Source organism: Halomonas cibimaris, assembly GCF_055379665.1.
In genome coordinates this window covers 779,018-791,967 of record NZ_AP043828.1, presented here as the reverse complement: position 1 = coordinate 791,967, position 12,950 = coordinate 779,018, and the positions used below count along the sequence as shown (strand labels likewise).

Below are 12,950 nucleotides of genomic sequence, written 5' to 3'. Positions count from 1 at the left end.
CTTTTTTTCCTTCGGATAATGACCAAAGGCTCGCTGATTGGGGGTCACAATGTCAAAAATCGTAGTTGTCGGCGGCGGGGCCGCCGGTCTTGAGCTGGTCACCCGACTGGGCAGTCAGTTGCAAGGCAGTCGGGACCATGAAGTGATCCTGGTAGAGCCGTCCTCCCACCATTACTGGAAACCCCGGCTCCATGAGATCGCTGCCGGCACCTTCGATAATGAGCTGAATGCGGTCAGCTATTTTCAACATGCGGTCTGCAGCGGCTACCGTTATGTCCAGGCCTCCATGACCGGGCTGGACCGCAGCGGCAAGATCCTGCACCTGCGCGGCATCGATGGTCAGGCCACTGAACTTGACTACGACTATCTGGTGATGGCAGTAGGAGCGAGCAGCAATGACTTTAACACCCCAGGCGTATCGGAACATTGCCTGTTTATGGACTCACCGCACCAGGCTCAGCAAGCCTGGCAGCACATCAACCCACTGCTCAGGGCTAATGAGCCTCGCCGTGTTGTGATCGTTGGCGCTGGTGCCACCGGGGTTGAGTTAGCTGCCGAGCTCGCCAAGGTCAGCCAGCGTCTGGGGCGTTACAGCCAAGCCGCGCACTTACAGATCATTCTCATTGAAGCGGCACAACGGATCCTGCCTGCAGGCCCGGTCAGACTTTCGGAGCAGGCCCGTCGGGCACTGATCCGCCAGGGCGTTGATGTGAGGGTGAGAACCCGCATTCAGCGGGCGGAGGCCGGTTGCCTGTTTACTGCCAATGGTGAACGTATTGGCTCGGATCTGCAGTTCTGGGCCGCCGGGATTAAAGGTGACGACTGGCTGACTGAGCTGGATGGCCTGGAGACCAATCACCTCAACCAGTTGAAGGTGTCCGCCACCCTGCAGACCTGGCAGGACCCGGACATCTTCGTTATCGGTGACAGTGCCGAATGCCCTCAGCCGGACGGTTCTTTCGTACCGCCCAGGGCGCAGGCGGCAAACCAGGCGGCATGCCATCTGGCCACGCAGTTCAAGCGACGGTTAAAGGGTCGCAAACTGCAACCTTTCGTGTTCCATGACGGCGGCATGGTCATCGCCATTGGCCATAACAATGCGGTAGGTGCCCTGGCTAATAACAAGTTGATACTGAAAGGGCGGTTGATCCGCACTCTCTACGACGCCATTTTTCGGCTGCATCAGCAGGTGTTGTTCGGTTGGGGCAGGGTCACGGCACTGATACTGCTTAAACGCCTTAAAGACATCCTCAATCCCCACTATAAAGGGCTCTAAGATGAGCTGGCTGTTTCCGATACGGTGTGTGCTTCCCATGTGGCGTTAAAGGACAGCCGCGGCTTCAACAAGCCCGTCCCTGCGGTACTGGTCATCATGGGGCATTTGATCGACTTCTTGTGTCTAGGGCAGGCCATGAAAGGGATGCCGCTCGGTGTTGCCCATGCCCTGTGGGCGGGGTTGGCAGTCATGACGGTGACCTTGCTGTCTACATTGTGTACGACAATACCTGGATTGGTCGGTATGGGGCGGCATGGTGTTAATCGTCGGCGGGATCGCATTAATTAAGCTGTCTCAGGGATACAGCCACTGATTCACCAGGGATGGGTGATATCCAGCGCCTGCCGGGCTTCTGGTCCGGTAATACGGTCGATACCGGCCTGTTTGCCTGATTGATTTACATGATATAGAGGTACCTTGTGACGTCACCCCTTACCCCGCGCTTAGCCCAACTTGCCGCCAGCGGTCTACTGCCGCAGTTGGCCCATATTCGCCGTGGCATCGAAAAAGAAGCCTTGCGGGTCACCGCAGGTGGCGTACTGGCAAAGACGGCTCACCCGCCTGCTCTGGGAGCGGCGCTCACTCACCCTTATATCACCACCGACTATTCCGAGTCTCTGTTGGAGTTTATTACCCCCGCCGGTGAGCAGGTTGACGAGACACTGGGGTTTCTGGAGAAGTTGCACCGTTACACCGCCAGTCAGTTAGACGGCGAGTACTTGTGGCCCGCCAGCATGCCCTGTGCCCTGCAGGGCAACGACAGCATTCCCATCGCCGAGTACGGCAGCTCCCGCTTGGGTCGGATGAAGCATGTTTATCGCCGGGGGCTGGATGTCCGTTATGGACGTATCATGCAAAGTATTGCCGGCATCCATTACAATTTTTCCCTGCCCGATAGCTTCTGGCAGGGCTACCGGCGGTTGCTGGGCAGTCAGGACTCGCTGGTCGAGTTCCGCTCGGCCCAGTATTTTGCCCTGATACGCAACTTTCGTCGCTACGGCTGGTTGCTACTCTACCTGTTCGGTGCCTCCCCCGCGCTCAGCCAATCTTTTATGGCTGGCCGTCCGCATAGGCTGGCCAAATTGGGCAAGGATACCCTTTATCTGCCCCACGCTACCTCTTTGCGTATGAGTGGGCTCGGGTACCAGAATGATGCTCAGGCCACGCTTAATATCAGCACCAATAGCCTGGCAGAGTACAGCCGGGATCTGGATTGGGCCCTTAATACACCGCATCCGCGTTATTCCCGGATCGGTGTCGAGGTGGAGGGTGAATGCCGCCAGTTGAACGACAATATTCTGCAGCTGGAGAACGAGTATTACAGCGATATCCGCCCCAAGCGGGTGACTAGAGCCGAAGAAACACCGCTGCAGGCCATGGCTGCGCAGGGCGTGGAATACATTGAAGTGCGTAACCTGGACATCAATCCCTTTCTGCCGCTGGGCATAGATGAGACTCAGGTGCGCTTACTAGATACGTTTCTGCTGTTTTGCCTGCTGCAAGATAGCCCGTCGATCACGGCCGAAGAACAACAGAGACTGCGAAAAAATCAAATCCGAGTCGCCGAAAATGGCCGAAACGTGGGTTTGCTGCTGGAAACGACCGCGGGTGAGATCAGCCTCCTGGAATGGAGCAACAGGCTATTCGCCAACTTGACTGAGATTGCCCAATTGCTTGATAAAGCCGGACAGGGCCATGTTCGGGCTGTGACTCACTTCAGCGCCCTACTGCGGCATCCCGAGTTGACGCCTTCGGCACGAATGTTGAAACAGCTTCAAGGGAAAGATTATCATAGTGCCATGTTAATGCAGGCAGCAAGGTTGACAGAGCAATGGCGCAGCTCCCCCCTGGATTCTCATCAGTATCGGTATCATCGACGGCTGGCAATTGACTCATTAACGGAACAAGCCAGGTTGGAGACAGTGTAATAACAGAGATCTCAATGATCAAGCGCAATACCTGGCCCATCGAGTATCCCATGAGGCTATCTATAACGTGATCTATATGATGCCCCGGGGCGCTCTCAAGAGAGTGCTCATCGCCTGTTTGCGGTACGGCAACGGTAAGGTCCGGGAACCCTTCAATAGGGTTACAGTTGTAACTCGAGACTACCATGCGAATCTGCTAGGCGTTGAAAAGTTGTATAATCATGAGCCTCGGTTCAGCGACTCACTAAAGTAGTCCAAGAGCATGCGTACTTTCGGTGACAGATGTCGGTTATGAGGATAAACTGCCCAAATGCCTTCATCGTCTTCCTGGTAATGTTCCAGTAGAGATATTAATTTCCCCGAATCCAAGGCCTGTTTCACATAGTAATCTGGCAGTTGAACGATCCCGATGCCTTTTAGCGCAGCATCGAGGAGCGTCCAGCCGCTATTGCAAGTGATGTTTCCCTTTACGCTGGTTTTTCTGGATTTTCCCCTCTCATTAAAACGCCAGTAATCCAGGTTCCCCTGCAGACAGTTATGCTGTTCCAGCTCCGACAAGGAATGGGGAGTACCATGATTGGAAAGGTACTCCGGAGAGGCGCATACGTACTGAGCTCTCGAGGATAGCCGCCTTGCCATCATGCTAGAATCTTCCAGCTCCCCCATACGCACCGCGAGATCGTACCCTTCGGCGACCAAGTCCATTTTTTGATTGGTCAGGTGAAGCTGTACCTCAAGCTCCGGATAGCGAACCACGAAGTTGTTGATCAGGGGAGCAATAACCTTCTCGCCGTATGTTACGGGGGCCGTCATCCGTAGCCTGCCTCTTGGCGTAAGCTGCAGGTTGGTGATGGCTCGCTCGGCTTCTTCCAATCCGTCGAGAACCTGTCGACAGTGCTGATAATAAATCTGCCCTTCTTCGGTCAAGGAGACTTTTCGAGTTGTTCGATAAAGCAACTTGGTTGACAGCCTGGCTTCTAATGCGCTGACCTGTCGACTGACCTGAGCGGTAGAGATACCTAATCGTTTGGATGCTTGGGTAAAGCTATCTGTCTCAGCGACTGCCACGAATTCGCTTACCCCTTCCCAAATAGACATCTCGACTCCATTGCAGATATGGTGATTGTCAATATATGGTTCTTCGTCGTTTCATGTGGATTTGGCCTGATCCAGCAGGCGGCCCACCGGGCTGCCGATCAGGTAGATCATCGCGATGAAGTTGGCCTCGTTCCGGTAACCACGTGCGCGTGACTTGGCCGCCTGGAAGAGTCCGTTCATGCCTTCCAGCCGCGCGTTGGTCAGTCCCGATATCCAGCGCCTCACCACCTGCTCGGCATGTCGCTCCAGCGTCGTCAGGGCCTTCGCCATCGGCTTGAGCAGTGCCTGGCCGGTGACGGCCTCCCGCATGACCTTGAGGTAGTTCGTGATGCGCCACCGGGCGGCACGCGGCGTCGGCGCCTTCTGGATCCAGCGCAGCTTTTCCTTGATCACCCAGGCATCGCCGGTGGCCCCCTGATCGGCTACCAGCTCCTGGAGGGCAGCGACCTGCTTGGCCGTCATATTGCCGTTATCCAGGTTCTTCAAGACCGCCCACCGGAGGGCTTTGGGATGCCCCTTCTCACGGCGTTCCTTCTTGCGGACCTCGTCCAGCGCCTTGGTGAAGGTCTGCACGATGTGGAACCAGTCGACCGTCACTTCGGCGTTGGGCAGGTGCTCGGCCACGCCGCTGAGGAACGCCTGAGACATGTCGCAGACCACCTCGACCACGTTGTCCGGGTCACCGCCATGCGCCGCCAGGAAGGCGCTGAAGGCCTTGATGGCGGCCTTGCCATGGCCCGGGACGGCGAAGAGCACCGGCTCCTGCTTGCGCTGCATGTCGAGGAACACCGTGACGTAGCGCTGGCCGCGCCGGGAGGCCGTTTCGTCCACGCCGACAGTGGCCACGCTGGACAGATCCAACTCACCCAGCATGCGCCCCACGTAGTGGTGCACGATGCGCCACAGGCGCTTGTCCGAGATCTCCAGTTGCCGGGAGACGGCCAGCACCGGCATCTCCTTGACCAGCGACATGGCCGCCTGCTCAAACAGCAGGGTGAAGTCGCTGCCAGGGCGGGCCCAGGGCACCTCGATGCGCTTGACGCCATGCTCGGGGCACTTGGTGCGAGGCACCCGCGCATGCAGGTAACAGTGGTGCTGGAAGAAGTTCAGATGCCGCCACGTCTTGTCGGCGAAGTCATGGGCCGGGCAGGCCTTGCCGCACTCAGGGCAGGGGTAGAGGCTGCCCCGCTCGGCCTCGACGTAGAGGTCCAGGCGGTGGGGCGAGACGGCGGTATCCAGGTGCTGGTCCTTGAGAACCCAAGGTGCTTCCAGGCCCAAGCCGAGGGTCAGAATCTGGGTGCCGTCCATGCCATACCTCCTGTCCATGTGGAGGTCATATCCTGGCCCAGCTCAGGGGGCGAATTCCACACCCAACGACGAAGAGCCCTTTTTTGCCGGCACCGCTGGCTGGCTGGCTGAGTCGCTCTGATGGACGTGGGACCCACCATCCATGTGTCGAGATCTATATAGCCATCTTCACGCAGACGGAGATGTAAGCGAGTCAAAATTCGGTCGAAAGTCCCGTTATCACGCCACTGTGCTCCCGAGCAGAGATTCCACAGTATAATACCGTTGCGCATCTGGCGACCATCCCGGCGTGGACGTCCCATCGCCTGCGGTGGAGAAACGATGTCCTTGATCATTAGCCAGCGCTGATTGGTAAGCTCATAACGGCCTGCCATGACGGTCTCCTGCTCAATACACAGAGACAGCATAACAGCTGCGACTTTTCAGGCAGAACCTAAATTGCTGAAGGAAACCGTCCAATAACAAGCTTCTATGGTCATACGTTGGTTTTCTTTATATTATGCTTTGAATACTGCATAAGGGTATATCATCAAAGGGCAGGGGGCTGCAGGAAACCCGAGCTATTGTCAAAAGTTGTGTATGGCCGGTCAGGCGGCCGTCCTGTCTGACTGATCGGTCAAGGGTTCTCCATCCTGGAACCTGACGTCATTGACGACCTGCTCCAGCTTGTTGAACCCGGCTATTCGCTTCCAGCGCTGTTGAGCGCTTTGAAGCAACTTGAATACCATCGCCAGGGTGGTGTCTCGGGAGCCACAGCTTCGACTGCGCTTGCTCCTCAAGCGGACCGTGGCGAACGTTGATTCAATCGGGTTGGTCGTGCGGATATGCGCCCAGTGCGCTGCCGGGTAAGCGTAAAAAGCCAGCATTTCCTCCCGATCCTTCGCCAGGCATTCCATGGCTCTCGGATATTTGGCCTCGAAGCGCTTTACGGTGCGGTCAAACGCCTTGTGCGCCTCGTCGCGCGTTTCGGCCATCCATATCTCACGGAGATCCGCCTTGACCTTGGGTTGCACGGATTTGGGCAGCTTGTTCAGTACGTTGGCGGTCTTGTGAACCCAACAGCGCTGCTGGTCCGTCTCCGGGTAGATCTTGCTCAGGGCGGCCCAAAACCCCATGGCGCCGTCGCCGACAGCGAGCTTTGGGGCTGTTGTCAGCCCGCGTTCACGCAACCCTGTCAGCAGCTCGATCCAGCTGGCTTCCGACTCCCGACGCCCATCCTCGACGACCACCAGCTCCTTGCGACCCTGCTCGGTGACACCGATGACCACCAGCAGACACAGGCGGTCGTCCATGCGCACATTGCTGTAGATACCGTCGGCCCACCAGTAGACATAACGCGGGTCCGACATATCCCGCTGCTGCCAATCGCGATACTCGTCTTCCCACTGCTTCTTGAGCCGAGATACCGTATTGGCCGATAGTCCCTTGGCTTTATCGCCCAACAGGGCCGCCAGCGCCTCCTGGTAATCGCCGGTCGAGATCCCCTTCAGGTAAAGCCAGGGGATCAGCTCCTCGATGCTGCGTGCCCGCTTGAGATAAGGCGGCAACAGCGCACTGGTGAAGGTAGCCCCGTCACCGCTGCGATCACGGACCCGAGGGCTTTTGACCTCGACGTCGCCAATGCCGGTTTGCACCGTGCGCTCAGGCAGATAGCCATTACGCACGACGGCGCGGCGGCCGTCTTCCAGTGTCTTGTCGGCATACTGCGCCAAAAACGTGCTCAGCTCCGCCTCCACGGCCCGGGCGATCAGGTCCCGGGCTCCCTGGCGCAGCAACTCATGCAACGGGTCGCTGGCACCGGTGTTTGGTGGCGTCACGGATGAAAGGGTAGAATCCGTCATGGCGTATCCTCTCGTGTTGGTTGAGATCGTGGTAGTGATCAATCAACAGGATACGCCACCTTCCCTTTTTCCTTCCATACACAAGATCTGACTATATCTCTTTGCCGCCAAGCAACACCTAGTCAGGCACAAGCATACGCCTGCTGGGAAGACCATGCGCCTGCGCGGCAAGAAAAAACCTGGTGAAACCGCCTACTACTTTTATAACGCACGTGCACTGGCAAGATGTGCCGTAGCACTGGCTAACGACGTCAACGACCGTGTGATTGCCGTGCTGTTTCGCGATGCTGACGGTACATCATCCGCCGAGCGCGGAGAGTGGCAGGCCAAATACGATTCCATGATGGCAGGCTTTGCGGCGGAGAACTTTGACGATGGCGTCGCTATGATTCCCAAGCCGAAATCCGAGGCCTGGCTGCTGTGCGCGCTCAAGCCGCAGTCGCCGTATCAGCACTGCGCTAGGCTGGAAGATGAATCGGGCAACGACAGAAGCCCTAATTCGCTGAAAAATCAACTAAGCCAGGCGCTGAATGGCAAAACCTCCGCCGATGAGCTGGCTGAACTGGCCAAGTTAGGTGGCATCGAGTGGGAGCGCATTGATCTGCCGTCGCTGGACGCATTCAAAAATCGACTGGCTGAGGTCGTCAGCCAGGCAAGGAGCTAAAATGAGCAACCTCACCGGCTACTGGCGCATCACCTGGATGGAAGAATGGGATCAGGACTTTGTCGACCTGATCCAATCCGGCCATTTTCAGTTTGACGAAGACGGACTGGGTTTTTTCATGTTTGGCGCCGTCGAAGGCCAACTGGACTACCGCCTGTCAGACGATGGCCGGCGCGTTGACTTTTCCTGGTCGGGCAACGATGACGGCAACATAAAATCCGGCCGTGGCTGGTTTGAGCTGACGGCTTCAGGTACCGCCAAGGGGCGGTTTTTCATCCACTGCGGCGATGAGTCGGCGGTGGAGTTAGAGTTTCAAAAATAAGCAGTGATGAAATGGCAAAGTACGAAGTAAAGCAAACCGCCGTCAGCCAGGTGCTGGCCGATGTCCGCAGTGACAAAATTGCAATCCCGGAGCTACAGCGCCCCTTTGTTTGGAAGACGTCTCAGGTGCGTGACCTGATGGACTCTTTGTACAAAGGCTATCCGGTTGGTTATCTGATTACCTGGCAGTCAGTGGGCGCCAAGCTGAAAGGGGGTGAAGTTGCCGCGCATCAGCAGATTTTGATCGATGGTCAGCAGCGCGTAACCGCTTTGCGAGCCGCTATTGCCGGACAGCCTGTGGTAGGAAAGCGCTACCAGAAAAAGCGTATTGTCGTCTCCTTCAATCCGTTAACCGAAGAATTTGCCACGCTGACGCCCGCGATCAGAAACAGCAGTCAGTGGATCCACGATATCAGCGAGATTTTTGCCGGCACGAGCCAGCTCACGTTTTTGCGCCGTTATTTCGAGAAAAACCCTGACGCAGACGAGGGGCAGGTTGAAGCGGCGGTCGGCAAGCTAGCGAATATTGAACATGCCCAGGTTGGGGTTATTTCCCTGAATGATGACCTGGACGTGGAGACCGTGGCCGAGATCTTCGTGCGCATTAACGCCAAGGGGGTGCCGCTTTCCAGCGCTGACTTTGTGATGAGCAAGATTGCCACTTACGGCGATGAAGGGCGCAATCTTCGTAAACTGATCGACTACTTTTGCCATCTCAGCGTTTCCGGCCATGCCTTTGATGACATCAGTGAAAATGATAAGGAATTTGCCGATTCGGAGCATCTGGGCAAAATTCAGTGGCTCAAGAATCAGTCTGATGAGCTTTTTCAGCCCGAATATACCGACGTTATCCGGATTGCCGGGCTGGTAGGCTTCAGTCGGGGCAAGGCGAGCGCGATTGTCAGTGAGCTATCCGGCCTTGACCCGGAAACCCGCAAGATCGATGAGAGCCGCATTCCTGATGCGTATGCCCGGTTTTCCAGCGCACTGGATCAACTGGTACGCAAGACGCACCTGGAGCGCTTTGTGATGATGATCAAATCGGCAGGCTTTATCGATGCCAGTATGATCGGCTCAAAAAACGCGCTGAACTTTGCCTACGCACTGTATTTGCGCCTGCGCGATGATGATCAGCTGAACGAGGGAGAACGGGCGAAAATCGTTAAGCGCTGGTTCGTGATGACGCTGTTGACGGGCCGTGCCGTGGGCAGTTTTGAGTCCACCTGGGAAATGGACCTGCGCCGTATCAGCGAACAGGGTGCAGCAGACTATTTGCGTGTTATCGAATCCTCAGAGTTGGGCGACGGGTTTTGGGACGTCGCACTGCATCAGCAGCTGGTATCGCCAAGCAAGCGTAGCCCGGCTTTTCAGATTTACCTTGCGGCACGAGTCAATAACGGCGGGCGCGGCTTTTTGTCCAAGTCGGTCAGTGTCGCTCAGATGATCGAGGGGCACGGTGATATGCACCATATTGTGCCGAAGAACTACTTGATCAAGAACGGCTTTCCCAAGCAGGGAGATTACAACCAGATTGCCAACCTGGCTCTCACGGAAACACCCATCAATATCGCTATCAAGGATCATCCCCCACAGGAATATATGGCTTGGGTGGCCGAGCAAATTGACTCGGGTGGGCTGAAAATAGGCGAAATTACCGTTCAGGCGGACCTGGAAGAAAACCTCCGGGACAACGCAATTCCTGATTTTATTCATGATGTTACCGCACATAACTATCAGGATTTTCTGGAGGCACGACGGGAGCTGATGGCAAAAATGATCCGTGATTACTATGAGGCGCTGTGAGCGAATGGTGATGGCGATCCATATATATATCACTACTTTCATCCATCATGATCTGTCGACAAGGTGGCGTATATGAAGCCTGACCAACTCCAGGAGGGGCTCCAAAAAGTCTTTTTTTCGGAAGGCCATCGCCTGGTTTTCTGGTACGACGCCGCCGAGAGCTTTGTTGATGCTCTGGACGAACTCGCGCTGGACGGGGTGCAGGTACTCAATATGGAGGGTCAGTCTACCTTCGGCGTGAAGCTTCGCCTGGAGCTGGACGAGCCGGATGTGCCCACGCTGTTGTATTTCCCCTATGCCGAGCCGGCGCCGGAGAATGATTGGCTGCTGGATATAAAGCTGTATGCCGGCCGCTTCGATGCTGAGCCTACGTCACTGATGTTCAACGAGCTGGGCTTTGCGCGACACGCACTGCGCGAGCATCTGGCGCAGCGCAAGGTGTTTTTGAATGCCAAAAGCCGCTTCGCCGCGCTCAAGCGGCTGGTGACGCCGGAGCTGGACGAGGACGGGCTGGATCTCGTTATGTGTGCGGCGGTCGTGGGCGCGCCCACGGCAGACGTAGCGACGCTGCTGTTTCACTTGGCTGACGAGGCGGTGAAGGAAGACGCCGGGCTTGAGAATAATCCGTCTTCCTTGGAAGCGATGGCCAAATACGGACTGGTGCCGAGTCTGGTGCGGGCGCTGCAGCTGGAGGTGGGCTACCCGGCAAGCGACGCTGAGCTTGGCGGCGAGGCCACGTTGGCATTTGGCCCGCTGATGCTACGCCTGCTGACCACCGGCTATTGCGAGAGCATTGCGGATATTCCCGACTGGGCGCAAGGCCATGCCATTGCCTCGGTGAATGCGCGGGCGACGTCGCGGGCGCTACTCTCACGCTGGCGGGACAGCTCGCGCTTTTATCCGGCGTTCGACGTGATCTCCGGCTGGGTAGCCGAGGCGCTACGGATAGAAGACAAGATCCGTGAGGTGCCGCTGGAGCAGTTGGCCGACGTCGCCACGTTTGAGGCGGTTGAAAAGCGGCTTATCGTGGAGCTTTGCCAGGCGATCCCAAACGCAGACGGGCGTGCGCTGGAGACGTTTCGTGACGTTATCGCCAAGCGGCTGGACGGCTATTGGGCATCGCGGCATAAAAACGACGAGCGCCGCCAGTTCTATCGTCAGCTGTACGCCGCACTGACCGCCGCTATTGAGCTGTTTTCGCTGCGCCAAAAGCATGCTGATGGGTTTCATTATTCAAGCGTCGAGGCGCTGTATCAGGCGTATTGCGATGAGCTGTACCGCTTTGATACCGCTTATCGCCACTACGCCGTGGCGTCTGACAGCGCCGGCGTAGAGCTGCTGAAGCCGCTTGATGACGCCGTGGAGCATTGTTATGAGACGTGGTTTTTGGGCCAGCTGACCCGCAACTGGAGCGAGCGCATTGACGCCGAAGACCGGCTGCGCGACTGGAAGCTGCCGCGTATTCCCCACCAGCAGCACTTTTACCGCGATACCGTCAGCCCACACTTGGACGCCCACCGCCATAAGCGGCTGGTGGTGATCATCAGCGATGCGTTCCGCTATGAAGCCGCCGAGGAGCTGCGTGAGCGCATCAACGCCAAGCGCTACAGCGAAGCCTCCCTGAGCACCCAGCTAGGCGTGGTGCCCAGCTACACCACGTTGGGGATGGCTTCCTTGCTGCCTCACCGTGAGCTTGAATATCAGCCGGGGTGCGATAGCGTGCTGGTGGATGGCAAATCGAGCCAGGGGACCGACAACCGCAGTCAGCGTCTGAATGAGGCCGTGGGCGGGCAGGCGTTGGCGGTCACCGCCGAGACGCTCAAGGGCTGGTCTCGGGATCAGGGCCGCGAAGCGCTCAAGGGGGTGCAACTGGTCTACGTCTACCACAACGTCATCGATGCTCGGGGGGACACCGCCAGCACCGAGAGCGAGACCTTTGCCGCCGTGGAGGACGCCATTGAAGAGCTGGACTCGCTGACGCGCAAGGTGCTGATGCACTTCAATACCAGCACCGTGCTGGTCACGGCCGACCACGGTTTCCTGTTTCAGCGCAGCACACTGGACGACAGCGACCGGACTCGCCTGAATGAAAAGCCCAGTGGCACGTTCAAGAGCAAAAAGCGCTACGTATTGGGCGCGAATTTACCGGATAACCCCAGCGTATGGCATGGCCGCACTCAACAGACAGCGGGTACTTCCTGTGTGACCGAATTCTGGATTCCCAAGGGGGCGCACCGCTTTCATTTCGTCGGCGGCGCGCGGTTTGTTCACGGCGGCATCATGCCTCAGGAAATCGCCGTGCCGGTGCTGACCGTCAAGCAGCTACGCGGTGAAAAAGTCGAGAAGCGTACCCGCCGCAAAGTCGATGTGATTTCGCCCAAGGCATCTCTGAAAATGGTCAACAACATTCAGCGCTTTGAGCTGTTGCAGACCGAAGCCGTCAACGAGCAGCTGAAACCCATCACGCTGGCCGTGGCGATTTTTGCGGACAATGAAATGGTCTCCAGTGAGGAAACGCTGACCTTTGATAGTACCAGCGACAACATGAATGAGCGGATAAAAGCCGCGCGTCTGTCGCTTTCTGGCACCGATTTTGACCGCCAGCGCGACTATTTTCTGGTGCTGCGTGACAAGGACCTGGGCACCGAGCTGGAGCGTTACCGTGTGGTGATTGACTTGGCGTTTACCGATGACTTCTTTTGAGTCGACGG

10 protein-coding genes and 2 pseudogenes are annotated in these 12,950 nt (G+C 57.1%); 8 read left to right on the top strand and 4 right to left on the bottom strand.

The features are described from left to right. Positions 1-49 precede the first annotated feature (49 nt). From ACZ415_RS03645 to ACZ415_RS03630, 4 genes and pseudogenes are all read left to right on the top strand, one after another. The gene (locus ACZ415_RS03645; protein ID WP_344702357.1) at positions 50-1,276 is read left to right on the top strand and encodes an NAD(P)/FAD-dependent oxidoreductase; all 1,227 of its coding nucleotides are present in this window, start codon (positions 50-52) and stop codon (positions 1,274-1,276) included. A 24-nt stretch (positions 1,277-1,300) separates the two neighbouring features. After that, positions 1,301-1,564, top strand: a complete 264-nt coding sequence (locus ACZ415_RS03640) for a DMT family transporter (RefSeq protein WP_464387752.1) — start codon at positions 1,301-1,303, stop codon at positions 1,562-1,564. 131 nt (positions 1,565-1,695) lie between these two features. Beyond that, a complete protein-coding gene (gene gshA / locus ACZ415_RS03635; RefSeq protein WP_344702359.1) occupies positions 1,696-3,204 on the top strand; it encodes a glutamate--cysteine ligase in 1,509 nt (502 codons plus the stop codon). A gap of 43 nt (positions 3,205-3,247) precedes the next feature. Next, positions 3,248-3,349 (top strand): annotated as a pseudogene (locus tag ACZ415_RS03630) (IS30 family transposase); the annotation flags it as partial. Positions 3,350-3,423: 74 nt separating this feature from the next. Here the strand turns inward: ACZ415_RS03630 and ACZ415_RS03625 are convergent. The 4 genes and pseudogenes from ACZ415_RS03625 to ACZ415_RS03610 form a co-directional block, all read right to left on the bottom strand. Continuing rightward, positions 3,424-4,302 carry a LysR family transcriptional regulator gene (locus tag ACZ415_RS03625; RefSeq protein ID WP_344702361.1) on the bottom strand — a complete coding sequence of 293 codons (879 nt, stop codon included), beginning with the start codon at positions 4,300-4,302 and terminating at the stop codon, positions 3,424-3,426. Between the two features lie 51 nt (positions 4,303-4,353). Next, positions 4,354-5,610 carry an ISL3 family transposase gene (locus ACZ415_RS03620; RefSeq protein WP_464387777.1) on the bottom strand — a complete coding sequence of 419 codons (1,257 nt, stop codon included), beginning with the start codon at positions 5,608-5,610 and terminating at the stop codon, positions 4,354-4,356. Positions 5,611-5,686: 76 nt separating this feature from the next. Beyond that, positions 5,687-5,984 (bottom strand): annotated as a pseudogene (locus ACZ415_RS03615) (transposase family protein); the annotation flags it as partial. Positions 5,985-6,197: 213 nt separating this feature from the next. Further along, positions 6,198-7,451 (bottom strand): IS256 family transposase, encoded by a 1,254-nt coding sequence (locus ACZ415_RS03610; RefSeq protein ID WP_344703241.1) that lies wholly within the window; start codon positions 7,449-7,451, stop codon positions 6,198-6,200. Between the two features lie 154 nt (positions 7,452-7,605). On the opposite strand from ACZ415_RS03610, the gene ACZ415_RS03605 reads away from it, so the two are divergent. From ACZ415_RS03605 to pglZ, 4 genes are all read left to right on the top strand, one after another. Continuing rightward, positions 7,606-8,115 carry a hypothetical protein gene (locus tag ACZ415_RS03605; RefSeq protein WP_344703243.1) on the top strand — a complete coding sequence of 170 codons (510 nt, stop codon included), beginning with the start codon at positions 7,606-7,608 and terminating at the stop codon, positions 8,113-8,115. A gap of 1 nt (position 8,116) precedes the next feature. Continuing rightward, a complete protein-coding gene (locus tag ACZ415_RS03600; protein ID WP_344703245.1) occupies positions 8,117-8,437 on the top strand; it encodes a hypothetical protein in 321 nt (106 codons plus the stop codon). A gap of 11 nt (positions 8,438-8,448) precedes the next feature. Further along, positions 8,449-10,239 (top strand): GmrSD restriction endonuclease domain-containing protein, encoded by a 1,791-nt coding sequence (locus ACZ415_RS03595; protein WP_344703247.1) that lies wholly within the window; start codon positions 8,449-8,451, stop codon positions 10,237-10,239. A gap of 72 nt (positions 10,240-10,311) precedes the next feature. Beyond that, complete coding sequence (pglZ, locus tag ACZ415_RS03590) at positions 10,312-12,942, top strand: BREX-1 system phosphatase PglZ type A (protein ID WP_344703249.1); 2,631 nt, start codon at positions 10,312-10,314, stop codon at positions 12,940-12,942. Positions 12,943-12,950 lie beyond the last annotated feature (8 nt).